The sequence below is a fragment of the Seohaeicola saemankumensis genome, from assembly GCF_021021435.1.
Classification (GTDB): domain Bacteria; phylum Pseudomonadota; class Alphaproteobacteria; order Rhodobacterales; family Rhodobacteraceae; genus Seohaeicola.
Genome location: NZ_JAINWI010000013.1, coordinates 1 through 24,204, shown reverse-complemented (window position 1 = coordinate 24,204; position 24,204 = coordinate 1). Strand labels below are relative to the sequence as shown.

The following is a 24,204-nucleotide window of genomic DNA, read 5'->3' as shown; positions in this document are numbered from 1 at the left end:
ATATTTACCGCAGGTAGAATGGCAGGTTCAGACAGCAGAAGCGGCACCTGCGCGGCGGCGGCAAGGGCCCGCAGCCATCGCAACGCCAAGGATAAGGCCGGATACAGTCGCGATCATGCCTGCCGCACTGACCGAATTGTTGTATCCAAGCCAGAGCGGACCATAGCCTGCGAGTGTATAGCCGACGACCGCTGACAGGGTCGCGAAAACCACACTCCATCCAACTTGCCGCGACAGCCGGTCCGTCATCATCCGCGCTGCTGCCGGCGGGCAGATGAACATTGCGATGACGATGATCGAGCCGACCGCATCAAAGGCAGCGACAGCCGCGAGGGCTGCGAGCATCACCAGCCCCAGTCCCAGCGCGCGAACGGGAAGACCCAGCGTCGCGGCATAGCCTTCATCGAATGTCGACAAGGCCAGCGGTCGCCAAGCCAGTCCGATCACCAGCGTCACCACAGCCAATGCCAAAGCCATACGTGGGAGTTCCGGAGGCACTCCCGCCAAGGCAACAGGGTCCAGCAACGAAGACCAGCCTGTTGCATCCAGCCAGATCAGGCTTTCCAGACTACCGTAAAGCGCGTGTTCGACATCCAAATGAACGCCGCTGGTATCGGACTGTTCAAGCAGCAAGACGCCGGCTGCAAAAAGCGTGGTAAACACCACACCCATTGCGGCCCCCGCCTCGATCCTTGCCATGCGGCGGACTGCCTCGATCATCCCGACGCAGAGGAGGGCTGCACCGGCGGCGCCCAGCATCATCGGCAGGGCGGCAACAGTTCCGGTCAGCAGGAAGGCAACGACAATCCCCGGCAGAACGACATGGCTGATGGCGTCGCCGATCAGCGCCTGCCGCCTGAGCAACAGAAAATTGCCGGGCAAAGCGCAGGCGATCGCGGCCATAGTCCCGATCAGCATGGGCGTCAGCGACAGTGCGACAAATTCAGCCCCCATCATATCACCTTCTGCGGACGCGGCAAATGGCGGTCCAACTCGGAAATCTGGTCTGGCGTCAGAACTGTCTCGATCGGGGTCAACCCGTCATAGCGTGTGGCGGTCAGCCCATGCGCCGGATCGGCGCGCAGCGCAGCCCAGCGCGCCTCGTCCAACAACGCTTTGGCCGCCGCAGCGCGACCGGTATCCGTAGGCTCTCCATCCGCTCTGGCCAGACCCTCGCGCCGGAGCAGGGCAAGGGTAAAGCTTTCATGGATCGGCTGCCCCAAAGCCAGCGCAAGCAGGCCCTGCCGCCTGTGCACCCTGCGCCGGAAGCGGGATTGCTTGAGAAGCGAGGCAAGACCGCCGCGTGTTGGCGCAATCGCAAGGGACAGCGCGAAAAGCGTGAAGCTTGCCAGAACGATGATCGGTCCCGTCGGCAGGCCCGGCGCGGAGGCCGAGAACGCAGCCCCGAAATAGGCGGCCAGCCCGCCCGCAACGCCCGCGAAAGCGACCATCACCTCGGCGCGCTCTGTCCAGAGCCGTGCTGTCACCGCAGGGATGATCAGCAGTGCCACAATCAGCACCAGACCGACTGTGGTCAAACCGAGGACCGTGACGGCCATCACCAGCCCCATCATCGCAAGATCGGTGCGCGCGACATTCAGACCTGTCACCGCCGCATGATCAGGATCAAAACCGACCGCCAGCATCGGGCGGCGCAGGATCAGCACGGCCAGTAGCACCAGCGCGCCACCAGCCCCGATGACCAGCGCATCAGCCCGCAACATGCCTGCGGTCGATCCCAGCAACACGGATTCCAGCCCTGCCTGACGACCCGATTGCATCGACTGGATCACGGTCATCAGCACGATACCCGCCCCGAAGAAAACGGACAGGACAGCCCCGATCGCCGCATCCTCGGTCAGGCGCGTGTTGCGGATCATCCAGCCGATCACGATCAGCCCAAGACCCGACGACAAAGCAGCCCCCAGCATCAGACCCGGCAGAAACCGCCCCTCACCTCCAAGCGCAACCATCACGATAAAAGCAAGAGCAATGCCCGGAAGCGTGGCATGCGACACGGCATCCGATACCAGAGCCCGCTTGCGCAGGAACAGGAAGCTGCCGGTCACCCCTGACGCGATCCCGAGCAAGGTTGCGCCAATGGCCACCAGCGTGGCGTTATAACCAAGTTGGAACGTCAGGGCCTGCCAGATCATCGGATTGTATCTTGGCCTTGCACGCCGTCAGCCTGCATGCCGGCCACCTGCGCCTCGCCCAGACGCCCGCCATAGGCGCGTTGAAGGTTGGCGCTGGTAAACGCCTCGGCAACCGGTCCGGCGGCGATAGGGCGCGTGTTGATCAGGAACAAATGGTCGAAATAGGCGCGTACCGTCGACAGATCATGATGCACGGCAACGATGGTGCGCCCTTCGGCCTGAAGATCCTTGAGTACGGCGATGATCGCTTTTTCTGTCGCGGCATCAACCCCCGCAAAGGGCTCGTCCAGCAGATAGAGATCCGCCGATTGCGCCAAGGCGCGCGCCAGAAAAACGCGCTGCTGCTGTCCACCTGACAACTGACCGATCTGGCGGGTGGCAAAATCCTCCATACCCACGCGGGCAAGACAGGCGCGTGCGCGATCCAGATGTTCAGGCCGGACGCGACGCAGCAGGCCCAACTCACGGTGCAGACCCATCAGTACGACATCAATCACGCGGGCGGGAAAATCCCAATCGACGCTGGCTCGTTGCGGCACATAAGCCAAACGGTCGCGGACCCGTGACAATGGCAGATCGAACAGGCGGACTTCGCCGGACAAGGGTTTCACCAGCCCCAGAACTGCCTTGAGCAGTGTCGATTTCCCCGCGCCGTTTGGCCCGACAATCGCTGTCATCGTGCCCTGGGCAACGGTCATGTCCACCGAAAAAACCGCTGGTTTTTCGCCATAGGCGACAGTCAGGCCGGACACGGCCAGTGCTGGCGGCGGCGCGGCCGCGCTTTGGCGTTGGCGCGCCGACGATGCCAACTCGATCCGTTGTCGGGATACTGCATCCGGTCCCATCATCAGATGCCCGCACTCAACAGACCATCCATACCGCGCGCAGGCACATCACCGCCCAGTGCCGCGGCAATCACAGTGACGTTGTGGTCAAGCATCCCGAGATAAGTGCCTTCATACGTCCCCTCGGGGCCCATCGCGTCCGAATAGACCTCGCCGCCGACACGCACCGCGTGGCCGCGCGCGGCGGCGCCTTCGATCAAGGCACGGATGTTGCGATCAGAGACCGAACTTTCCACGAAAACAGCCCCGATCCGGCGCTCGACAAGCAGATCGACCAAAGCGCCGATCCGGTTCAGACCTGCCTCGGACTCGGTCGATATCCCCTGAATGCCCAGAACCTCGAACCCGTGCGAGCGACCGAAATACCCGAAGGCGTCATGTGCTGTCAGCAGAACCCGCGCATCGGCGGGCACCGAGGCAAGGCTGCGCGCTGCGTAATCCGCAAGCCGCGCCAGATCGGCCAGATGGCGCTCAGTGTTTGCAGCAAAAATACCGGCATGATCAGGGCGCGCGGTGGTCAGAGCGTCGCGCGCGGCAATAACCACGTAACGCCACAGATCAGGGTCCATCCACACATGTGGATCAAAACGGTCCTGATAATCGGGATGGGCGATGCGCTTGGCCTCGGGAACAGCCTCACCCACGGCGATCACGCTGCGGGTCCGACCAAGATCAAGCAGGACTTCCTCAAGCTGCGCCTCGAGATAGAGGCCGTGCCAGAGCACCAGATCGGCCCGTGTCATGGCGACGATATCGCTCCGTGTCTGCCGGTAGGAATGCGGGTCGATGCCCGGCCCCATCAACGCCTGCACCGTCACAAGATCACCCCCGACCTGACGGGCAGCATCGGCCACCATACCGGTCGTGGCAACAACCGACAAAGGCGCGTCCGCGGTCATGCCGTGTCGCGGTAAAAGAATGCTTGCAGCAAAGGCCGACAAAACAGAGCGTCGGGTCAGTGTCATGTGGTCACCCAGTCAAATACAGTCAGGCTTTCAGGAATGATGTTCTAATAATGAGAACGGTTCGCACCTTTGTCAATGCTATTGCGAATTATTCGCAAAACAAACTACCTTTGCGTCCATTTCAGGCCTTCACTTGCCTCGGGATCGGGCACATGCAACCTTGCCACTAGAGACAGACAGAGTGTGACATGCAGAAAACAGATGCTCCGCAAGCAAATCTTTTGCCGCAAACCCTGCCCATGCAGGATGCGCGCAATCCGGGGATGGAGCTTGATATGGACTGGGTGCGCTGGGTACAGGCGAATAGTCCGGCTATCGAAAGGCGGGCGGCCGGTCTTGGTGCACGCAGATCAGTGAAAAAGGACTATCAGGCAGCGTGGCTTCTCAAGGCGATCACCTGCATTGATCTGACAACGCTCGCTGGCGACGACACCGAAGGCAGGGTGGCAAGGCTGTGCGCCAAAGCGCGGCAACCGGTGCGTTCCGACCTGTTGGACGCGTTGGGGATGTCCGCCATCACTACCGGAGCCGTCTGTGTCTACCACGAGATGGTTCCGGCTGCGGTGCGCGCGCTGGAGGGCAGCGGCATTCCCGTTGCAGCCGTATCGACTGGCTTTCCGGCGGGATTGTCACCTTTCCATCTGCGACTGGCCGAGATCGGTGAAAGCGTCCGCTCAGGCGCTGAGGAAATAGATATCGTCATCTCGCGGCGTCACGTTCTGACTGGAAACTGGCAGGCCCTCTACGACGAGATGCGCCAGATGCGCGCGGCTTGTGGTGCCGCGCATGTCAAGGCGATCCTTGCTACAGGGGAACTTGGCAGTCTGCGCAATGTAGCCCGCGCAAGCCTTGTCTGCATGATGGCAGGTGCCGATTTCATCAAGACATCCACCGGCAAGGAAAGCGTGAACGCCACCCTGCCAGTCAGTCTGGTGATGATCCGTGCGATCCGCGCCTATCACGAGCGCACGGGCATCAGGATCGGCTACAAACCCGCTGGCGGCATATCCAAGGCCAAAGATGCGCTGGTCTATCTGAGCCTTATCAAGGAAGAGCTGGGGCAGCGCTGGGTGCAGCCCGATCTTTTCCGCTTCGGGGCGTCCAGCCTGCTTGGTGATATCGAGCGTCAACTCGAACATCATGTCACAGGCGCCTATTCCGCCGCGTGGCGGCACGCGCTGGCCTAAGATCGGCAGGCGTCAAGGCAATGCTTATCAAGGGATTTATGAAAGCATGAGCGTCAAGGATATCTTCGAGTCGATGGACTATGGCAGCGCACCGGAAGCGGCAGGCGATGCGCTGGCATGGCTGGTCGATCAGGGTGACCGTTTCGGCCATTTCATCGGTGGCAAATTCACCGCTGCCAGCGAAGGCTTCGAGGCACGCAATCCCGCCACATCCGAGGTTTTGGCAACCCTGACCCAGGCAACGAAAGCCGACGTGGATGACGCCGTTGCATCAGCGCGACGCGCGCAGGCCAAATGGGAGGCGCTGGGCGGGCACGGGCGGGCGCGGCATCTATATGCCCTGGCGCGGTTGGTGCAGAAGAACGCGCGCTTGTTCTCAGTTCTGGAAACCCTCGACAATGGCAAACCTATCCGCGAGTCGCGCGATATCGACGTGCCCTTGGTGCACCGGCATTTCTATTTCCACGCCGGATTGGCGCAGTTGATGGACACGGAACAACCCGACCGTCAGGCGCTGGGCGTCTGCGGGCAGATCATCCCGTGGAATTTTCCGTTGTTGATGCTGGCATGGAAGATCGCGCCTGCGTTGGCGGCGGGCAATACGGTGGTCTTGAAACCAGCGGAACAAACCTCGCTCACGGCGCTTCTGTTTGCGGATATCTGCCGTCAGGCCGGTTTGCCCAAAGGTGTGGTCAACATTATCACAGGCGATGGTGCCGTGGGCGAGATGATCGTAAACCACAGCGGCATCGACAAGATCGCTTTCACCGGCTCGACCGAGGTGGGACGCCGCATCAGACAAGCCACGGCAGGCAGCTGCAAGGCTCTGACATTGGAGTTGGGGGGAAAGTCCCCCTATATCGTGTTTGACGATGCCGATCTTGATTCAGCCGTCGAGGGTCTGGTCGATGCGATCTGGTTCAATCAGGGACAGGTCTGCTGCGCCGGTTCGCGCCTTCTGGTGCAAGAGGGTGTGGCTGAGCCGTTCTATGCCAAGCTGCGCGCGCGGATGGACAAGCTGCGGATCGGCAACCCGCTGGACAAAAGTATCGACATAGGCGCGATGGTCAGTCCCGAACAATTGGCACGCGTCAGTGCGATGGTCGATGCCTGCGCGGACGGACAGGTGTATCGCAGTGCTGCAACAGTACCGGAAACTGGGTGTTTCTATCCGCCAACATTGATCACAGGTCTTTCGGCAGCATCCCCGCTGATGCAGGAAGAAATATTTGGTCCCGTCCTTGTAACGACGACGTTCCGCACCCCGTCCGAGGCTGTAGAACTGGCCAACAACACCCGCTACGGGTTGGCCGCGTCAGTCTGGTCCGAGAATGTGAACCTTGCGCTGGATGTGGCCCCCAAGCTGGCAGCCGGTGTGATTTGGGTGAACGGCAGCAACATGTTCGATGCCGCTGCACCTTTCGGTGGAATGCGTGAAAGCGGTTTTGGTCGGGAAGGTGGACGGGAAGGACTGACCGCATATTCAAAGCCGCGCGGAAAGGTGAAGTCTCTGGCGCGGATCGCTCCGTTCAGCGGCAGGAATGATGATCCGTCAGACTTTTCTATGGACCGCACCCCAAAGCTTTACATCGGTGGCAAGCAGACGCGCCCCGATAGCGGGTATTCGCGCACGGTATTTGGCAAATCGGGTCGCATTCTGGGACAGGTGCCAATCGCCAGCCGCAAGGATATCCGCAACGCGGTCGAAGCGGCGCGCGGGGCTGCAAGCTGGTCCGCAACAACGGGCCATTTGCGGGCGCAAATCCTCTACTACATTGCGGAAAACCTGTCGGTCCGTGCATCCGAATTCGCAGCTACCCTGAATGCGTTGCAGGGCGGCAAGACAGGCACGGCAGAGGTCGAGGCCGCGATCCGCCGACTGTTCACCTATGCTGCATGGGCCGATAAATACGACGGCTCTGTCAAAGGTGTACCGCTGCGCGGGGTTGCCATGGCCATGCCCGCCCCCGTCGGTGTGATCGGCGCGATTTGCGCTGACGAGTCCCCGCTATTGGGCCTTGTCTCGGCGATGGCCCCTGCCATTGCCATGGGCAACCGCGCAATTCTGGTCGCATCCGAAGCCTTCCCTCTGGCAGCAACAGATTTCTATCAGGTGCTGGATACATCCGATGTGCCGGGCGGGGTTGTAAATATCCTGACAGGCTGTCACGCGGAACTGGCACCGACACTGGCCGCCCATATGGATGTGGATGCGGTCTGGTGTTTTTCCTCCACCCCGCTGTCACAGATGGTCGAGGCCGCCAGCGCCGGCAACCTCAAGCGCACTTGGGTGAATGATGGCAAGGCGCGTGACTGGATGGGAACGTCCGGCGAGGGTCGTGCATTTCTGGAACAGGCGACGGAGACCAAGACAATATGGGTGCCCTACGGCGAATAATACTGCAGGCCCGCAGATCAAACCCTGTGATAGGGTGAGCCTGCGAGGATCGAGGCCGCGCGATAGAGTTGCTCGGCCAGCATCACGCGCACAAGCATATGCGGCCAGACCATCTTGCCAAAGGAAAGGCTGAAATCCGCACGCGCGCGCAGAGCAGGATCGATACCGTCCGCGCCACCGATGACCAGCGCCAGATCGCCGCGCCCCGCGTCACGCCATCCAGCCATCCGTTCGGCCAATTCGGGGGAGGACAGAACAGACCCACGCTCGTCCAGCGTGCAGATCACGGCACCGGTCGGTATGGCGCGCTCCAGCAGGGCCGCCTCTGCCGCCATGCCGCCACCTTTTTTATCTTCGACTTCGTGCTCTTGCACGGGACCAAGGCCCAAGGCCCGCCCGCTCCGGTCTAGCCGCGTCAGGTAATCGTTGATCAGTGTGCGCTCGGGGCCAGTTCGCAACCGGCCCACAGCACAGATATGCACCCGCATCAGACTGTCGTAGCAGCCGCCGATTGCGTGACGCCGCTGGGCGACCACATCTTCTCAAGCTGGTAGAAATCGCGCACTTCGGGCCGGAACACGTGAACGATCACATCGCCCGTGTCGATCAAAACCCAATCGCCGGTTTCCTTGCCTTCAATGCGGCTGAGCCGGCCGAAATCCTGCTTGAGATGGTCCGCCAATTTCTCGGCAATGGACGAAACCTGCCGCGAGGACCGGCCCGAGCAGATGATCATATAGTCGCCAATAGCCGTCTTGCCGCGCAAATCAATCTGCACGATGTCTTCGGCCTTGTCGTCTTCAAGCTGGGTCAGGATAGCCGCCAAAAGCTCTTCGCTTGTGACTTGTGTCGGGGCTGCGGTCATCGGGGCACCGACAGGAACGGCAGATGCCGCTTCAAAGTTGAGTGACAGGACATTGTCCTCCTTGTGGCACGCCGACAGGGCCCCGGCGCTGGGCATATTCCAAATATAGCATCGCGCAGGGCAAATCTCAATGAGCGGCGCATGCCCTGTGCACGCCTCTGCCGGTGGAGTCAATCGACTGTCGGTTCCGGAGCCTGTATGATTTCACGTTCCAGCATACGAACCTCGCGTTGCGGGAAGGGAATCGAGATACCATTTTCCTTGAACGCATCCCAAAGCGCCAGATAGACATTCCCGCGGATATTGGTTAGCCCCTGTGTCGGATCACTGATCCAGAAACGCAGGATATAATCAACGGAACTGTCGCCGAACCCTACGATGTGACAGACGGGTTTTTTGAAATCCAGAACCCTGTCGACCTTCTGTGCGGCCTCTGTCGCGACACGTCGCACCAAATGCGGATCGTCGCCGTAGGCGGTTCCGAAATAAATGTCCAACCGCACAAATTCGTTGGAATGGGACCAGTTCACCACTTGTCCAGTGATCAGATCCTCGTTCGGGATGAGGTATTCACGCCCGTCCCGCGTCACCACCGAGACATAGCGCGCGCCCAGCGCGTTGATCCAGCCAAAGGTTTCGCCAAGGCTGATGACGTCACCGGGTTTGATCGACTTGTCCAACAGGATGATCACGCCCGACACAAGATTGGACACCACTTTCTGCAGACCGAACCCAAGGCCCAGCCCGATGGCCCCCGACAGCACGGCAAGACCGGTCAGATCGACACCGACCGTCCGCAAGCCGATAAAGAACGCGGCGCCGTATAGCCCGACCTGCAGGGCCTTGACCGCCAGAACCTGCATCGAGGGGCTGATATCCTCGTTCGCGCGGATGCGCTGCGTGGATTGCTTTGTGATAAACCGCGCTAGCGCAAATAGAACCGCAAGCAGCAGGACAGCCTGCACGACCAGCCAGACAGATATGCGGGAATCAGCAATTTCGACCGCGATCCCGTCAAGGATTCTCCGCGTATCGTCGGTCAGACCCAGAATCGACAACGAGACCCAAGCCCAGCCGATATAGCGCACCAGCGCGCGTACAACGGGATTGCCGATGATCCGTGTCAGAATGGCTATCAGCAGCCACGCGACCGCCAGTTGGCCCACGATTGCCAGCAGATACGAGCGGCTTGGCCATGTCACTTCACGCAGAATCCAGACAAGCGGCCAGATCATTCCCACAAACAGGATCAGCCGCAACCGGTTGCGGAATGTCACCGCCAGTCGCATGCGCCATTTTGGCCAGCCTTCCTGACCGCGCAGCCATTCGCTGAATCGTGGGGCCAGAACATGTGCTAGAAGATGCGCCACCAGTAGCAATGCGAATGCCATGCCGATCTGGTAGGCGTTCCAAGGTCGCATGATACTTGTCAGGAACAGCTCAAGCTGCCCCAACATGCCAAGGGCAACCTCCATCGCGTCGTCGGTGTTGAATTCCTCGTTCATGTGTCTCCCGTATCGGTGCAAGCGTCGCATGGCCAAACCTATTGGACAAGTCTCGCGTGAGCAGCCTTATGTCGCGGGCCTTGATAGACTCGGATAGGCATAGTATTCCGCATGGCATGATACGCATTTTCGACATGGATGACCGCGCGCGCCTGCGCGAACGCTTCTTCGGGGCATCCCTGACGGTGCTGGCCCGTCTATAACGGCCTCTCCTTCGTCTTTTTCATACGCCTACAGCCAGAACACCAGCCAAAGGGAGAGGACCAATGTCCCCCAAAACGCTCTATGATAAAATCTGGGACGCACATGTCGCCCACCAAGCCGAGGATGGCACCTGCCTTCTTTATATCGACCGCCACCTTGTTCACGAGGTGACAAGCCCGCAAGCCTTCGAGGGATTGCGGATGACAGGCCGCACCGTCCATGCCCCCGACAAGACGATTGCCGTGCCGGACCACAACGTGCCAACCACGCTGGACCGCGCCAAAGGCATCGAGAACGAGGAAAGCCGGATTCAGGTCGAGGCGCTGGACAAGAACGCGAAGGATTTCGGCATCCACTATTATCCTGTCTCGGATATCCGTCAGGGGATCGTGCATATCGTCGGCCCCGAACAGGGGTGGACCCTGCCTGGTATGACGGTTGTCTGCGGTGACAGTCACACGGCAACGCATGGAGCATTCGGCGCGCTGGCGCACGGGATCGGCACGTCGGAAGTCGAGCATGTGCTGGCAACCCAGACGCTGATCCAGAAAAAATCCAAGAACATGAAGGTCGAAATCACCGGCAAACTGCTTCCCGGTGTGACAGCCAAAGACATCACCCTGTCGGTGATCGGCAAAACCGGTACGGCCGGCGGTACCGGCTATGTGATCGAGTATTGCGGCGAGGCAATCCGTGATCTGTCGATGGAAGGTCGCATGACGGTGTGCAACATGGCGATTGAAGGCGGCGCGCGTGCCGGCCTGATCGCCCCGGATGACAAGACCTTTGCCTATGTGATGGGCCGTCCGCATGCCCCCAAGGGCGCACAATGGGAAGCCGCACTGGCGTGGTGGAAGACGCTCTATTCCGATGATGACGCGCATTGGGACAAGGTCGTGACCCTGAAGGGCGAGGATATCGCGCCAGTCGTGACATGGGGCACCTCACCGGAAGATGTATTGCCGATTACCGGCACCGTGCCTGCTCCCGCTGATTTTACAGGGGGCAAAGTCGAAGCAGCCAAACGGTCTTTGGAATACATGGGTCTGGAGCCCGGCACACCGCTGAACCAGATCAAGATCGACACCGTGTTCATCGGGTCCTGCACCAACGGCCGGATCGAGGATCTGCGCGCTGCTGCCGAGATTCTGAAAGGCAAGAAGGTCAAGGACGGAATGCGGGCCATGGTTGTGCCTGGATCGGGCCTTGTGCGCGCTCAGGCCGAAGAGGAAGGACTGGCACAGATTTTCATCGACGCGGGCTTTGAATGGCGGCTGGCAGGCTGCTCGATGTGTCTGGCGATGAACCCTGACCAGTTGAGCCCGGGCGAGCGTTGTGCAGCGACGAGCAACCGCAACTTCGAGGGCCGTCAGGGACGTGGTGGCCGTACGCATCTGATGAGCCCTGCCATGGCTGCTGCTGCCGCAGTAACGGGGCACCTGACCGATATACGCGAGATGATGTGATTTTGGCCGCTGCTCGATCCGCCCTTGCAGGCGTCCTCGCGAGGACGTCCCGGAGGGGCGGACCGAGCGCCCATAGACAGGAAAAAACCATGGATAAGTTCAACAAACTCAGCGGCATCGCCGCGCCACTGCCACTGATCAATATCGATACAGACATGATCATTCCCAAGCAGTTTCTGAAGACGATCAAACGATCAGGCCTTGGCGTGAATCTGTTTGACGAGATGCGCTATGACGACGACCGCAACGAGATCCCCGATTTCGTGCTGAACAAACCGCAATACCGCAACGCAGAGATTCTTGTTGCGGGCGACAATTTCGGCTGCGGGTCGTCACGCGAGCATGCGCCCTGGGCACTGCTGGATTTTGGTATCCGCTGCGTGATCGCGCCCAGCTATGCTGATATTTTCTTCAACAACTGCTTCAAGAACGGCATCTTGCCGATTGTGCTTCCGCAAGAGCAAGTCGATATCCTCATGAAGGATGCCGAAAAAGGTGCGAACGCGCGTATCGAAGTCGATCTTGACGCGCAGACCATCACATCCTCGGATGGCGAGGTGTTCACTTTCGATGTCGATCCATTCAAGAAACATTGCCTGATGAACGGGTTGGACGACATCGGGCTGACGCTTGAAAAGAAGTCCTCGATCACGTCCTACGAGGCGAAACTGGCGTCAGAACGGCCGTGGGTCTGATCACGTCCCTGCTTTAAATTGCACGCTCCACCTGAAAGGCCATCTGCAAAGGATGGCCTTTCTCATCTTGTGTAGGCGCCGCCTTTGAACACAAGATGTTGTAAATACCTGAATATCATCCAGAAATTGTCACTGTGATGGTACATTTCCGCACCAGTGAAACCATCAAATAGCCCAAAAATCGTAGTTAACTAAAATGGTAAGTTGTGGCCTCTCATGAAAGAAGGCAAAACTTGGGCAATAATGAGGCAAATCGCCTTTATCGGCGGATTCAAGTTGGAAACAGAGCGCGGCATTGCATCGCGCTCGGCCAGTTTGGAAGGGGCAGAACGTGATCGGACAACTGACAGGCGCGGCCCTGCGCGCCATGCTTGTGGCGCTGCTGATTGCTTTGCCGTCCCTACTGATCTCAGGCGTTGGCGTTGACGCATCGCAATTTGTCATGCTGCTGGCGCTGCTGACCGCAGGACTTGTGATGGTCGAATACAACTCGGCCTATCCCAGCCTGATCACCTTTCGTCACGCCCCACCCTATAACCGTCTGCGGTTCGGCATGATTTTTCTGGCCGTTCTGATCCTGACGCTTGCGTTCCGCGGCTTCCAGGACCCTGACACGGTTACGCAGATCATGACCTCGATCGGTGTGATCCTTGGTAATTCAGCTGATTTCCCTTATTCCCCAGTCCGTCTTGCAGTGTTGATGCTGCCTCTCGAGACTTCGGATGGGCTTGTGAACGCTGTGCGTCTGGCGGCCGGAGTTTGCTACACACTGTCAATGATGATGGTGCTGGCATTTGTGGTACTGGTCCATGTCTACGGGTGGCCAACCCGCAGCGGGGCTTTCAACGTCTGGGTCAATTTGCCGATGTTTGACGCCACTTCGGGTGGCGATGTTATCGCACGGCTGAAAAGACATGCGCGCATTAATCTGGTTTTAGGGTTTTTGCTACCATTCTTGATTCCAGCATTGGTTTCCGCCGCCTCCGAAAAACTTGAAATCGGGGCCTTGGCGACACCGCAAATTTTGATCTGGGTGATGTGCCTATGGGCCTTTCTGCCTGCCAGTCTGATGATGCGCGGCATAGCGATGGCCCGTATCGCCAGCATGATCGAAAACAAGCGGCGCCGCACCTATGCGGCAGCCGAAGGTTTGCAGGCAATCTGAACGGCGGCCGCTATTCCCGAAAAAATGGAATTAGCTGGTTCTTTTCAGCCCATATTGTGGGCTTAGGGGCAATGTTGATCCTTGCAGCCTTGCCCCAGCGGGCTTTGGCTGACCCTCTTGTTGTCGCCGTCTATCACACAAGCCTTGCAAGGCCTGGACCAGGATTGCTTTTGCGGGATATCCGAACTGGCATTGACCCGCAGGTACTTGCTGTCACGCAGGTCATCGTTCAAGCCGCCGCCGATATTCTGCTGCTTTTGGATTTCGACTATGATCATGATCTGGTCGCGCTTACGGCCTTGCGCGATACGCTATCGGACGCAGGTATGACCTATCCGCATGTGTTTGCTCTTCCTCCCAATACTGGACGCGCCACAGGTTTCGATCTGGACGGGGATGGTCGATTGGGTGGCCCAAGGGACGCGCAAGGCTATGGGAGGTTTTCCGGTCAGGGCGGCATGGCCATTCTCGCGCGCTATCCGATCCGCAAGGAAGGGGTGCAGGATCATAGCACCTTTCTCTGGCGCGACCTGCCGGATGCCTTACTGACAGGGCCGGATAACACGCCCTTGTTGATGCGTGATGAGTCGGCCATGCTGCGCCTGTCAAACACCGCGCATTGGGTCGTTCCCGTCAGCGTGCGGGATCACGAGTTATGGCTCCTGGCCTTTCACGCCACGCCACCGGTCTTTGACGGGGTCGAAGGCAGAAACCAACGCCGCAATCATGACGAGACGCGTTTCTGGTCGCTATTTCTTGACGGGCTGACAGGCCCGCCGCCCTCGAAGCGGTTTGTTATCATCGGTGGCAGCAATATGGACATCGCGGATAGCCACGGCATGCCACAAGCGATGCGCGCGCTTCTGTCCGATCCAAGGCTGACTGACCCGCGTCCACGCGGCGGCGGATGGCAAGAGCCAACCGCCGGGCAGAACGGCGATCCGGCGCTTGATACGGCCAGATGGCCAGCACCTGGACCAGGAAATTTGCGGGCAGAATACATCCTTCCTTCAGCTGACCTCACCGTGCAGGACGCGCAAGTCTACTGGCCTGACAAGACCGATCCGATGGCTGAAACCGTGAAGCAGGCAAGCCGCCACAATTTGGTGAGCGTCACATTGGACTGGCCGTGAATTGCACCATCAGGCTGACCGTGCCATAGCATCGGCCTGATCAACGGCCCTCAAAACGGGTGATAGGCTATCCAGCATGACATCAGCCACAGGCGTATGCCGGAAGTCAGGCAAATGACGGTTGAATTTCCTGTCGCTCAAACTGTGCGGGGTGTCCCAAAGGTAGCGCATCTCGCGCAATGCGCGCGCCAGCTCCCAGAATGGTGCGGCCATTGTCATCAGCCGCCATGGAAAACGAACGATCCGGAAAGACCTTTCCAGATGCTCCTCAAGCTGCGCCCGCAGGTCTGTCAGGGTGAAGCTATGTCCTGGAAAAGGAATGTCCTCGAAGCTGGGCAGATCGGCGCGCATACGTGCCAACAGTTCTGCCGCCCGCGCCCAATCAGGCAGATAACACCACGTCTGCGTGACATCGGGCGCACCCCCGCCGACGATCTTTCCGCGTGAGATGTCGCGCAGGATGAACATGGACATGATATCGCCCTGACCTTCAGGGTCGATGAAATTGCCCACACGCAGGATGATGGTCTGCACGCCCGCCAAGCCGTAGGCCGCTTCCATCTCGACACGGATACGGTCCTTGCGACTGACAGGACGATGTGGTGTTTCTTGCGACCAGATCCCACCTTCAGCTCCGGAATTGTAAACATTGCCGGGCAAGATCACTATCGCGCCGCTGGCCTTTGCCGCGGCGATCACTTGTTCCGTGATCTGCGGGATCAAACGGCCCAGTTGTGATAATGCGGCGGGTTCAACCCGTTCACAATAACATCCGCGCCTTTTGCCGCCTGCGTCATGTCCGTACCACGACGATAGTGGCGCACCGTCCAGCCTCCAGCGGCAAAGGCCTTCGCACTATGCCGTCCGATCTTTCCACGTCCACCAAGGATAAGAACCGTTCCCGTCATTGCCGCCTCCATTTTCGATAGGTCCGAGGGAACAAAGTACACATGCATAAATGAATAAAAAATTGCCTGTTTTCGTATATTATGTATTCAATAACGAATGGCAATTATTCCTGATACCCTTGACTGGTCTCTTATTCGCGCTTTTCTCGGGGTCGCGGAAACCGGCAGCCTGTCCGCTGCGGCACGCAGGATCGGAACCAGCCAGCCGACACTGGGGCGACAGATCCGTCAGCTTGAGAAGAATCTTGATCTTGCGCTTTTTACCCGTCAGCCGCGCGGTCTGGCTCTGACCGAAGCGGGTTTGGCCCTATTGCCACAAGCCAGACGGATGGCCGACGCCTTGCGCGCAATTGCATTGACTGCCGCAGGCCGGAACGATGCGTTGCAAGGCACGGTGCGCCTGACCGCCAGCACCGTTGTAGCCCAAACCCTTCTGCCCCCGATCATCGCCCAGATCCGGCAGGCCGAGCCACAAATCCAGATAGAGCTTGTCGCCTCAGACAGCAGCGACAACCTGCTCTACCGCGAGGCGGACATCGCGCTACGGATGTATCGCAGTACGCAACTCGATATCGTCACACGGCATCTGGGTGATCTGAGGCTGGGTGTCTTTGCCGCCCCCTCCTATCTGGAGCGTTGCGGTACACCGGAAAACATCGAGTGCCTGCTGCAACATGACCTGATCGGATATGACTGCAACGACCTGATCCTGCGCCATATGCGAAGCCTTGGATGGCCAGCGACCCGCGAAATGTTTGCCGTGCGTTGCGACAGCCAGACCGCCTATCTGGAACTGATCCGCGCAGGGTGTGGAATCGGTTTTACACAGGCAAATCTTATGGTGGATAGCCCCGACATGGTTGAACTTGAATTGGGGCTTGAACTGCCTCGCCTTCCCCTTTGGTTGGCCGCCCTGCAAGTGATGCGGTCAACTCCGCGGATCAAACGGATCTGGGACTTGCTGGCAGAGGGTTTGTCCCCCCGTTTGATCCCGATATAAGGCCCTTTTTCGCGTGGTTTCTTGACCCTGCGTCCGGCAATCGCTAGGCCAGTGACGAACAAATGTCACAAGGGACAGACCGCAATGACCAACCCCTCGCTTCTTATCCTCGCCGGTGACGGCATTGGCCCCGAAGTCATGGCCGAAGTGCGCAAGATCATCGATTGGTATGGTGCCAGGCGCGGTGTGACCTTCGATGTGTCCGAGGATCTGGTGGGCGGCTGCGCCTATGACAAACACGGCACTCCGCTGCATGACGATACGATGGCCAAGGCGCAGGACGTGGACGCTGTTCTGCTGGGTGCCGTGGGCGGCCCGAAATATGACAACCTTGATTTCAGCGTCAAGCCGGAACGCGGCCTGCTGCGTCTGCGCAAGGAAATGGACCTGTACGCCAACCTGCGCCCCGCACAGTGCTTTGATGCGCTGGCCGATTTCTCGTCCCTGAAAAAGGATGTGGTCGCCGGTCTTGATATCATGATCGTACGCGAACTAACTTCAGGTGTCTATTTCGGCGAGCCGCGCGGCATCTTCAAAGAAGGCAACGAGCGTGTGGGCATCAACACCCAGCGCTATACCGAATCCGAGATCGAGCGTGTCGCCCGTTCCGCCTTCGAACTGGCCCGCAAGCGCGGCAACAAGCTGTGCTCTATGGAAAAGGCAAATGTGATGGAATCGGGTGTGCTGTGGCGTGAAGTCGTCCAGCGCATCGGTGACACCGAATACCCCGATGTCGAACTGAGCCACATGTATGCGGATGCAGGCGCAATGCAATTGACCCGCTGGCCAAAGCAGTTCGACGTGATCGTCACCGACAACCTGTTCGGTGACCTGTTGTCCGATCTGGCGGCCATGCTGACCGGATCGCTGGGCATGCTGCCATCGGCCAGCCTTGGCGCGCCGATGGCCAATGGACGGCCCAAGGCGCTTTACGAGCCCGTGCACGGCTCTGCCCCCGACATTGCCGGACAGGGCAAAGCAAACCCCATCGCTTGCGTGCTCAGCTTCGCGATGGCGCTGCGCTACAGCTTCGACATGGGTACCGAGGCGGACCGGCTGGAAAAGGCTGTCGAAGAGGTGCTGGCCGACGGCTTGCGCACTGCGGACCTGATGGGCCCCGAAGGCGGCGCGCATGTAACAACAAGCCAGATGGGCGACGCGATTGTCGCGGCTTTGAACGCATCGCTCTGATATTCTCTAACACCGGCTCTGGTTCGTCCGGGGTCGGTGACCCTACTGCTTCAGGCAACCGTTCGTTGTAAAATAGCAATGCGCGACGCGTGGTCCCTGACCCGATGCAATCACCACATCGGATCGCTACGATCAAACATCTCACCCAACGCTCCGGTTTATAGCAGCTCCAGATTTGTGAAAATCCGACAAGCGCACCCAGTTTCAGCGTGAACCCCAAAAGCGTCACCATCCAGCCAATAGCTTTGGTGCCGCCATTCGCGCAATAGACCACACCAGCAGCCTGCGGAAACCCCGACAGGCCGGTACGCGCGGATCCGGTGGTCATCACTGTTGTGGTGCTGGACGACTGGACAAGCGCCGTCGCCGCATCTTCCGTTGCGACGCTAACCGGAGGGGTTATCTTAAAGCGTGCCAATAGCTTGCGTATTCAGCCGTCTGCAGCCTCGCGCGGAGCTTCAGTCCCGATCTTCATGCCGTACAGGAACATTCCGAACCCGCCAAGGAACACTGCAAGGTCGGGAGTCATGTCCCAACTCGACCCTTGCAAATCCACTGTGACGGGTTTAATCGCCTCTCACACGGTCGGGCTGTAGCGCAGCCTGGTAGCGCACCTGCTTCGGGAGCAGGGGGTCGGAGGTTCGAATCCTCTCAGCCCGACCAGTGCAAAATGCCCTTTCTTTTTTATGAAACCGCCCTCGACTTGGCCGGATTCAACACCTTGGCCGTTGCAAAAGTTGTGCTTTTTGCAACGCGACCGGAATGCTAAACATCATCTGTGTAGAGAGTTGACCCGGTGACGTGACGTGACAGGCAATCAAGCAGCCCCTTCGGTGCTGGTGCTGGGAAGCACCGGTCGTTTGGGTTTGATTCTGCGAAAGCATTGGCGCAATCGGCCGGATGTGATCTGGCAGGCGCGACGCTGCTATGAAGACTCGTTTCCTTTTCGAACCGAAGAAGACCTGTTGAACGACGCAGGTCGTGGCAAACTGCGGATCAGCGCGGTTCTGTCCCTTTGGGGCGTCGTGCCTGATAGTGGCCAAGACCTGCAAGACAATACGAACCTCGCCCTGCGCGCCATGCAGGTCGCCAGCAAACTGGGCGCGAACCGTGTTCTTCATTGCTCCAGCGCGGCCGTCTATCAACCTGCGCCTGCGCCCTTGAGGGAAGACACCCTGCCCCGCCCTCAAAGTGCCTACGGGCATTCAAAGCTGGCGATGGAGCAGGCGCTGCGAACCTGGCGCGGCACTTCCGGCGAAAAGCCGTCGATTTGCGTGATGCGTATCGGCAATGTGATGGGGGCGGACAGTTTGTCTGCCTCCATGCGCGCGGCCGGTGAAACAGGCCAAAAGATCACACTGGACCGCTTTGCCAACGGGCGCGCCGCCTGTCGCAGCTTTCTGTCAGGTGCTGATCTGGCCCGCTGTCTGACCGCTCTGACAGAATGCCCGATCAAGGAATTGCCGGAACTCATCAATCTGGCCGCGCCGCAAGCCACCGCGATGGACGCAGTCTTGCGCCATGCAGGGCTTGAGTTCGCCTGGAAGGACGCCCCTTCGCAAGCCGCCCCTCGGGTAGAGCTTGAGACTGCGCGGTTGCGGACGCTACTGGATCTTGGACCCGCAAGCGCGACGCCTGCACATTTGCTGGCCGATTGGCCTTGGACGGAAGTCGTGGCAAGGGACAGGGCACATCTGAAAGGGCCGCAACTGTGACACCAGCAAAGCGGGCTCTGGACATCGTTGTTGCATTGGGGCTGTTGCTTATTCTGGCGCCGGTCATCGTCGTTGTGGCCCTGACAATACTGATCTGCAACGGTCGACCTGTGCTTTATCTGTCCGAGCGGATGAAGACGCCGGAGCAGGCATTCCTGCTTTGGAAATTCCGCACCATGCGCCCTGTCGAGATGGACACAGGGGTATCTGGCGGCGACAAGAACGACAGGATCACCAAACTGGGCCATATCCTGCGCCGCGCCAGACTTGACGAGCTACCGCAACTTTTCAACGTCTTGCGTGGTGATATCAGTATGGTTGGCCCGCGTCCGCCACTACGCCGCTATGTCGAGCGTTTCCCCGATCTTTACGCCCAAATTCTCCAGCAACGCCCCGGACTGACAGGGCTTGCCACGATTGTGTTTCACAAGAGTGAAACAAGGTTGCTGTCGCGATGTGCAACAGCAGCGCAAACCGAGGATGTCTACATACGCAGGTGCATTCCCCGCAAGGCGCGGCTTGATCTGATCTATGCTGAGAACCGGACTCTCTGGCTGGATCTCCGCCTGATCGCGGCGACTGTGCTCAAGGTGCTTTCCCGCTGACAGACCGGTCCGAGTCGATCAAATCCAAGCCAAAGGCCCCAGTTCCGCCACAGTACCGCAAGGTGACGTTAACCTGTCAGCCACCATCCTGAACGTGGTGAGTTAACGGCCGGGGGGCCGGGGGAAATCGGGATGGAAAATTACCAGATCGCGTTCAGCGGTGTGCTGGGTGCAGGAGTGCAGCCATTTGTTTCGGGTATCACGGATCTTGCGATCCACAATGGACCGGATGGTCCGATACTGTTGTCAACCACACGGGCGGGCGGTGGACTGGCAGCGTTCGACGCCACAACCGGCACCCTGTTGCAAACGGTGGGCCTGTCGCAAGATCTGGCGCAACTGACCGCGCCAGAACTGTTCGAGGTACTCGGCGGGACACACACCCGCTTCGCAATCCTCGGTCTGCGCGATCAAGCAATTCAGACAGTGACGATACCGCAATCCGGTGCCCTTGGCCTAAGCAGTCGGCTTGAATCCTCGGGTCAGGATCTGGGGCTTTTGACAGGGCTTGTGACCGCGCAGACGGATAGTAACATATTTCACTATGGCAGTATCCGTGGAACAGGTCTGCTGCGGCTTGAACCAACCAGCGACACGACATTTGCAGCGCCGCATCTTGCCCTCAGTGGCTTTGGCACCCGACATATAGTCAGCGATATCCTGTCGGTAAACCTAGGCGGGCAGGATTACATCGTCACAAGCTTTGCCACAGCCGATGCGCTTTCCGTGTTCCGCGTCAATGCAAACGGCGCGCTGCAACGGACATCTGACTATGGTGCGGCACAGGGGCTTGGGATCGACGCGCCAACCGCCCTGACCGCCGCCACCATTGGTCAGACGCAATACATTATCGCTGCCTCGACACTCAGCGGGTCGCTCAGCGTTTTCGAACTGGGGGCGGGTGGCATTCTGATCCCGGTCGATCATGTGATTGACGACCTGCACACACGTTTCCAACGCGTTTCCGCGCTGGAAACCGTCACGGTCAGTGACCGCGTTTTTGTCTTTGCTGGCGGCGGTGATGACGGCGTGTCGCTATTCCTTCTGCTACCGGGGGGGCGGCTTGTTCATCTGGACAGCTTTGCCGACACCACGACGTCAACACTGGCGAATGTCGCGGCACTGACTGGTGTCCACATCGGCCAGAACCTGCAGATTTTTGCAACCGGTGAACGCGAGCAGGGGATCACCCAACTATCCGTCAACATCGTCTCTATCGGCGATAGCCTTATCGCCAATGATGAATCAAGCAACCTGACCGGAGGTGGTCTTGACGACATCCTGATCGGAAAGGGGGGAAACGATACGCTATCCGGCGGGACGGGACATGACATTCTGTTCGATGGTCACGGCAGCGACAGGATGACAGGCAGAGAAGGTGCCGATCTGTTCGTTCTTGCAGCCGACGGGCAAGCGGATGTGATCACCGACTTCCAGACAGGTCTGGACCGTCTAGACCTAAGCGCATGGGTCGGGTTAACCGATCCGTCCCAACTTTCTGTCACTACAAGGAACTGGGGTGCGGAAATCCGTTTTCGTGACGAAGTGCTGGACCTTCGGAGCGAGACAGGGACGGGACTCAGCCGGTCAGAGGTGTTGTGGACCCCGGTCTTGAACCTGACACGCCTACTAACTGGATCACTGCCTGCGGTTCCTGCTGATGTTACTGATCCTACCTTGCCGGCGGGAACAGCCCTAACCGGAGGCGCGGGCAACGAAACGCTGACGGGAGGCTACGGACCAGATACGATCTTTGGCGGTGCGGGCAACGATCTGCTGATCGGCGATGCGGGCCATGACTGGCTGTCGGGTGCGGTCGGGAACGACACGATCTTTGGCGGTGACGGTGACGATAGCCTGATCGGATGGCTGGGCAGCGACGTCATGGACGGTGGCGAAGGTTCTGACCTCTACATGGTCGATGCGCTGGACCTTATCAACGACAGCGGGCGGACAGAAAACGACCGCGCGCAGATCTACGAGGCGTCTGGCGTGACGCTTGATCTATCAGGGTGGAGCGGGATCGAAAGGGTCAATGGCTATATGGGTAATGACACAATTGATGCCAGCGCGCTCGGTGATCCGATGCTGTTGTTCGGTGAGCGCGGTGATGATGTTCTGATCGGCAGCACGGGCGACGATACAATTCTGGGCGGTCCGGGCGACGATGTCCTTTTTGGCGGCGATGGCCACGACTGGGTGTCAGGGATAAATGGCGACGACACGCTTTTCGGCGGTGACGGTGACGACACTCTGATCGGCTGGCTGGGTGCCGACGTCATGGATGGTGCCGAAGGATCGGACCTTTACATGGTCAATGCGTTGGACCAAATCAACGATAGCGGGCACACGGGCTATGACCGCGCGCAGATCTATCAAGCCTCCGGCGTAGCGCTGCACCTGTCAGGGTGGAGCGGGGTCGAGCAGATCAACGGCTATTCCGGCAATGATACGATTGATGCAAGCGCGCTTGCCGACCCCGTCTTTCTGTTCGGGGAGCGCGGTCATGATCTTCTGATCGGGGGGGGCGGCCGCGACACATTGCTGGGCGGGCCCGGCGATGACAGTCTTGACGGAGGAGCCGGCAACGACTTTCTGGTCGGGGGCCTAGGCGCGGATGATTTCATCTTCCGTCCCGGATTCGGACGCGATGTGATCGCCGATTTCGAGCCAGGCGCCGATCTGATCGACTTCAGCGCAGTGACCGATGCAAGCCGCTTCACCGATCTTGGCATCACACAGTTCAAGGATGATGCCCTTATCCGGGTAGGGTCAGGCGGCTCTGATCTGCTGGTTGTGGCAGGGATAGATGTGTTGCAATTGACGGCGGACGACTTTGCTTTCTGACCGTCGATATCGTTGGGATCTCAACATTTCCTCAAGAGGGTGAACGACCCTCTTACCCGCTGTTTACACAGTTCGGGGCATTGCTAAGCGCGAGATTGCCGCCCCCATCGCGGGTTCGGGCAAGCGGTATTGCGCTGCTTGCCGGACAGGAAAACAAGGACACCAAAGATGCCCGACACATCCCCGATTCTGGCCCTGCCTTATATCCAGCCTTCACAGGCACAGAAACATGTGACCCATAACGACGCGCTCCAGCTTCTGGATGCAATTGTCCAGCTTGTCGTGACCTCGGCAGACCTGACTGACCCACCCGTCAATCCCCAAGTTGGTGCCCGCTATATCGTAGCCGCCGGTGCGACGGGATCTTGGTCCGGTCAGGATGGGGCGATTGCCGTGGCCGATGCGGCAGGGTGGCTGTTTTACGTCCCGCAAACCGGATGGCGGGCTGACGACCTGTCATCCGGTGGACAAATCCGATTCAACGGCACCGATTGGGATAGTGTCATACCTGTATTGGAAGAGTTGACCCAACTTGGTGTCGGCACGACTGCGGATACAGTAAATCGCCTAGCCGTGTCAGCGCAGGCTAGCCTTCTGACACATGACGGATCAGATCACAGGCTGAAAATCAACAAGGCCGCAACCGAAGATACGGCCAGCTTGCTGTTTCAAACCGGATGGTCAGGTCGTGCGGAAATGGGGACCACCGCATCCGACGACTTCGAAATAAAGGTATCAGCAGACGGAGTGGGTTTTACCCAAGCCATTGTCGTCGACCGTCACAGCGGCGCGGTCAAGGCACCGGGCAACCCAGCTTTCACGGCCTTCACAGCTGGCGGCTGGTTCAACATCACTACCCCGCATACCGATCTGATTTTTGACACGCCCGTTCTGAACCGTGGCGGGCACTACGACCCTTTGACATCGCGTTTTACAGCCCCTGTCGATGGCTTCTACTGCTTCCTGATCAATGGATTTCTTGGCAGCAGTACAAATGGACGGATCTGCTTTGCCATTAATGACGAAACTCAACTGCTACAGATGCAGGCACTTAGCGGGGTAAGTCCTTTGTCTTTCTCGGCTGTTCTCGGCCTGTCTGCAGGCCAATATGTGACATGCCGAACCGGTAATGTGAACGCCGCACTAAACTATTCCAGAGCACATACAGCCTTCTCTGGCTGGTTGATCTCATAGCAGGTACAAACCACACAGAACGTGCATTTGCATCGCTGCGGATACCGCTGCGCCGTTGACCGACCCCGTATTTACGCGCACAAGATTGCTTCGGGTATTTGGATTGGCAAAGGGTTTTTTATGAAGATCGCGATGATTGGCACGGGCTATGTGGGCCTTG

Annotated in this window: 22 protein-coding genes, 1 tRNA gene and 1 pseudogene; 14 read left to right on the top strand and 10 right to left on the bottom strand. The window is 59.0% G+C overall.

What is annotated here, in order from left to right; all coding sequences use genetic code 11:
• Window positions 1-27: 27 nt before the first annotated feature.
• From K7H22_RS11320 to K7H22_RS11305, 4 genes are read right to left on the bottom strand one after another with little or no spacing between them, the layout of a single operon-like run.
• The gene (locus tag K7H22_RS11320) at window positions 28-957 is read right to left on the bottom strand and encodes a metal ABC transporter permease (RefSeq protein ID WP_230800932.1); all 930 of its coding nucleotides are present in this window, start codon (window positions 955-957) and stop codon (window positions 28-30) included.
• On the bottom strand, window positions 954-2,156 hold the full coding sequence (locus K7H22_RS11315; protein WP_230800931.1) for a metal ABC transporter permease: 1,203 nt from the start codon (window positions 2,154-2,156) through the stop codon (window positions 954-956). Before K7H22_RS11315 ends, K7H22_RS11320 begins: the two co-directional genes overlap by 4 nt.
• Window positions 2,153-3,004 carry a metal ABC transporter ATP-binding protein gene (locus K7H22_RS11310; protein ID WP_419248175.1) on the bottom strand — a complete coding sequence of 284 codons (852 nt, stop codon included), beginning with the start codon at window positions 3,002-3,004 and terminating at the stop codon, window positions 2,153-2,155. Before K7H22_RS11310 ends, K7H22_RS11315 begins: the two co-directional genes overlap by 4 nt.
• Complete coding sequence (locus K7H22_RS11305; RefSeq protein WP_230800930.1) at window positions 3,004-3,966, bottom strand: metal ABC transporter solute-binding protein, Zn/Mn family; 963 nt, start codon at window positions 3,964-3,966, stop codon at window positions 3,004-3,006. The genes K7H22_RS11310 and K7H22_RS11305 overlap by 1 nt, the downstream gene beginning before the upstream one ends.
• A 188-nt stretch (window positions 3,967-4,154) precedes the next feature.
• On the opposite strand from K7H22_RS11305, the gene deoC reads away from it, so the two are divergent.
• Both deoC and K7H22_RS11295 read left to right on the top strand, forming a co-directional pair.
• Complete coding sequence (gene deoC, locus K7H22_RS11300; RefSeq protein WP_230800929.1) at window positions 4,155-5,153, top strand: deoxyribose-phosphate aldolase; 999 nt, start codon at window positions 4,155-4,157, stop codon at window positions 5,151-5,153.
• Window positions 5,154-5,199: 46 nt separating this feature from the next.
• On the top strand, window positions 5,200-7,551 hold the full coding sequence (locus tag K7H22_RS11295; RefSeq protein WP_230800928.1) for an aldehyde dehydrogenase family protein: 2,352 nt from the start codon (window positions 5,200-5,202) through the stop codon (window positions 7,549-7,551).
• Window positions 7,552-7,568: 17 nt separating this feature from the next.
• Here the strand turns inward: K7H22_RS11295 and rlmH are convergent, their stop codons facing one another.
• From rlmH to K7H22_RS11280, 3 genes are all read right to left on the bottom strand, one after another.
• On the bottom strand, window positions 7,569-8,039 hold the full coding sequence (gene rlmH / locus K7H22_RS11290) for a 23S rRNA (pseudouridine(1915)-N(3))-methyltransferase RlmH (protein ID WP_230801168.1): 471 nt from the start codon (window positions 8,037-8,039) through the stop codon (window positions 7,569-7,571).
• Complete coding sequence (gene rsfS, locus K7H22_RS11285; protein WP_419248174.1) at window positions 8,039-8,512, bottom strand: ribosome silencing factor; 474 nt, start codon at window positions 8,510-8,512, stop codon at window positions 8,039-8,041. The genes rlmH and rsfS overlap by 1 nt, the downstream gene beginning before the upstream one ends.
• A gap of 74 nt (window positions 8,513-8,586) precedes the next feature.
• Window positions 8,587-9,921: a mechanosensitive ion channel family protein gene (locus K7H22_RS11280; RefSeq protein WP_230800927.1), complete on the bottom strand. Its 1,335-nt coding sequence runs from the start codon at window positions 9,919-9,921 to the stop codon at window positions 8,587-8,589.
• 56 nt (window positions 9,922-9,977) lie between these two features.
• Here K7H22_RS11280 and K7H22_RS11275 point away from each other — a divergent pair, with 56 nt between their 5' ends.
• The 5 genes from K7H22_RS11275 (at window position 9,978) to K7H22_RS11255 (ending at window position 14,584) form a co-directional block, all read left to right on the top strand.
• Window positions 9,978-10,124, top strand: coding sequence for a hypothetical protein (locus tag K7H22_RS11275; RefSeq protein WP_230800926.1), 147 nt, complete (start codon window positions 9,978-9,980; stop codon window positions 10,122-10,124).
• 63 nt (window positions 10,125-10,187) lie between these two features.
• Entirely contained in the window at window positions 10,188-11,591 is a 1,404-nt protein-coding gene (leuC, locus tag K7H22_RS11270; RefSeq protein WP_230800925.1) for a 3-isopropylmalate dehydratase large subunit, read from the top strand.
• A gap of 89 nt (window positions 11,592-11,680) precedes the next feature.
• The gene (leuD, locus tag K7H22_RS11265; protein WP_230800924.1) at window positions 11,681-12,286 is read left to right on the top strand and encodes a 3-isopropylmalate dehydratase small subunit; all 606 of its coding nucleotides are present in this window, start codon (window positions 11,681-11,683) and stop codon (window positions 12,284-12,286) included.
• Window positions 12,287-12,617: 331 nt separating this feature from the next.
• A complete protein-coding gene (locus K7H22_RS11260) occupies window positions 12,618-13,451 on the top strand; it encodes a hypothetical protein (RefSeq protein WP_230800923.1) in 834 nt (277 codons plus the stop codon).
• Window positions 13,452-13,621: 170 nt separating this feature from the next.
• Window positions 13,622-14,584 (top strand): endonuclease/exonuclease/phosphatase family protein, encoded by a 963-nt coding sequence (locus K7H22_RS11255; RefSeq protein ID WP_230800922.1) that lies wholly within the window; start codon window positions 13,622-13,624, stop codon window positions 14,582-14,584.
• 9 nt (window positions 14,585-14,593) lie between these two features.
• Here K7H22_RS11255 and K7H22_RS11250 read toward each other — a convergent pair whose 3' ends face one another.
• A complete protein-coding gene (locus tag K7H22_RS11250) occupies window positions 14,594-15,307 on the bottom strand; it encodes an epimerase (protein ID WP_230800921.1) in 714 nt (237 codons plus the stop codon).
• Window positions 15,304-15,492: a hypothetical protein gene (locus K7H22_RS11245; protein ID WP_230800920.1), complete on the bottom strand. Its 189-nt coding sequence runs from the start codon at window positions 15,490-15,492 to the stop codon at window positions 15,304-15,306. The genes K7H22_RS11250 and K7H22_RS11245 overlap by 4 nt, the downstream gene beginning before the upstream one ends.
• Before the next feature lie 97 nt (window positions 15,493-15,589).
• Between K7H22_RS11245 and K7H22_RS11240 the strand changes: the two genes are divergently transcribed.
• Together K7H22_RS11240 and leuB are read left to right on the top strand one after the other, a co-directional pair.
• Window positions 15,590-16,492 carry a LysR family transcriptional regulator gene (locus tag K7H22_RS11240; RefSeq protein ID WP_230800919.1) on the top strand — a complete coding sequence of 301 codons (903 nt, stop codon included), beginning with the start codon at window positions 15,590-15,592 and terminating at the stop codon, window positions 16,490-16,492.
• An 84-nt stretch (window positions 16,493-16,576) separates the two neighbouring features.
• Entirely contained in the window at window positions 16,577-17,683 is a 1,107-nt protein-coding gene (gene leuB, locus K7H22_RS11235; protein ID WP_230800918.1) for a 3-isopropylmalate dehydrogenase, read from the top strand.
• A gap of 217 nt (window positions 17,684-17,900) precedes the next feature.
• Here leuB and K7H22_RS20245 read toward each other — a convergent pair.
• Window positions 17,901-18,101 (bottom strand): annotated as a pseudogene (locus tag K7H22_RS20245) (Na/Pi cotransporter family protein); the annotation flags it as partial.
• 168 nt (window positions 18,102-18,269) lie between these two features.
• Here K7H22_RS20245 and K7H22_RS11230 point away from each other — a divergent pair.
• The 5 genes from K7H22_RS11230 to K7H22_RS11210 all read left to right on the top strand — a co-directional run bounded on the left by K7H22_RS11230 (window position 18,270) and on the right by K7H22_RS11210 (window position 24,044).
• Window positions 18,270-18,346 (top strand) — tRNA-Pro (locus K7H22_RS11230).
• Window positions 18,347-18,489: 143 nt separating this feature from the next.
• Window positions 18,490-19,398, top strand: a complete 909-nt coding sequence (locus tag K7H22_RS11225) for an NAD-dependent epimerase/dehydratase family protein (protein WP_230800917.1) — start codon at window positions 18,490-18,492, stop codon at window positions 19,396-19,398.
• Window positions 19,395-20,003 carry a sugar transferase gene (locus tag K7H22_RS11220; protein WP_230800916.1) on the top strand — a complete coding sequence of 203 codons (609 nt, stop codon included), beginning with the start codon at window positions 19,395-19,397 and terminating at the stop codon, window positions 20,001-20,003. Before K7H22_RS11225 ends, K7H22_RS11220 begins: the two co-directional genes overlap by 4 nt.
• A 132-nt stretch (window positions 20,004-20,135) precedes the next feature.
• Window positions 20,136-22,850 carry a calcium-binding protein gene (locus K7H22_RS11215; RefSeq protein WP_230800915.1) on the top strand — a complete coding sequence of 905 codons (2,715 nt, stop codon included), beginning with the start codon at window positions 20,136-20,138 and terminating at the stop codon, window positions 22,848-22,850.
• Window positions 22,851-23,018: 168 nt separating this feature from the next.
• Window positions 23,019-24,044: a DUF2793 domain-containing protein gene (locus tag K7H22_RS11210; RefSeq protein ID WP_230800914.1), complete on the top strand. Its 1,026-nt coding sequence runs from the start codon at window positions 23,019-23,021 to the stop codon at window positions 24,042-24,044.
• The last annotated feature ends 160 nt before the right edge of the window (window positions 24,045-24,204 follow it).

Coding starts and splice junctions, on each gene's coding strand:
- leuB (WP_230800918.1), top strand. CDS start 16,577: ATGACCAACCCCTCGCTTCTTATCCTCGCCGGTGACGGCATTGGCCCC.
- K7H22_RS11305 (WP_230800930.1), bottom strand. CDS start 3,966: ATGACACTGACCCGACGCTCTGTTTTGTCGGCCTTTGCTGCAAGCATT.
- K7H22_RS11295 (WP_230800928.1), top strand. CDS start 5,200: ATGAGCGTCAAGGATATCTTCGAGTCGATGGACTATGGCAGCGCACCG.
- K7H22_RS11315 (WP_230800931.1), bottom strand. CDS start 2,156: ATGATCTGGCAGGCCCTGACGTTCCAACTTGGTTATAACGCCACGCTG.
- rsfS (WP_419248174.1), bottom strand. CDS start 8,512: ATGCCCAGCGCCGGGGCCCTGTCGGCGTGCCACAAGGAGGACAATGTC.
- K7H22_RS11245 (WP_230800920.1), bottom strand. CDS start 15,492: ATGACGGGAACGGTTCTTATCCTTGGTGGACGTGGAAAGATCGGACGG.
- K7H22_RS11240 (WP_230800919.1), top strand. CDS start 15,590: ATGGCAATTATTCCTGATACCCTTGACTGGTCTCTTATTCGCGCTTTT.
- deoC (WP_230800929.1), top strand. CDS start 4,155: ATGCAGAAAACAGATGCTCCGCAAGCAAATCTTTTGCCGCAAACCCTG.
- leuC (WP_230800925.1), top strand. CDS start 10,188: ATGTCCCCCAAAACGCTCTATGATAAAATCTGGGACGCACATGTCGCC.
- K7H22_RS11215 (WP_230800915.1), top strand. CDS start 20,136: ATGGAAAATTACCAGATCGCGTTCAGCGGTGTGCTGGGTGCAGGAGTG.
- K7H22_RS11210 (WP_230800914.1), top strand. CDS start 23,019: ATGCCCGACACATCCCCGATTCTGGCCCTGCCTTATATCCAGCCTTCA.
- K7H22_RS11280 (WP_230800927.1), bottom strand. CDS start 9,921: ATGAACGAGGAATTCAACACCGACGACGCGATGGAGGTTGCCCTTGGC.
- leuD (WP_230800924.1), top strand. CDS start 11,681: ATGGATAAGTTCAACAAACTCAGCGGCATCGCCGCGCCACTGCCACTG.
- K7H22_RS11320 (WP_230800932.1), bottom strand. CDS start 957: ATGATGGGGGCTGAATTTGTCGCACTGTCGCTGACGCCCATGCTGATC.
- rlmH (WP_230801168.1), bottom strand. CDS start 8,039: ATGCGGGTGCATATCTGTGCTGTGGGCCGGTTGCGAACTGGCCCCGAG.
- K7H22_RS11310 (WP_419248175.1), bottom strand. CDS start 3,004: ATGATGGGACCGGATGCAGTATCCCGACAACGGATCGAGTTGGCATCG.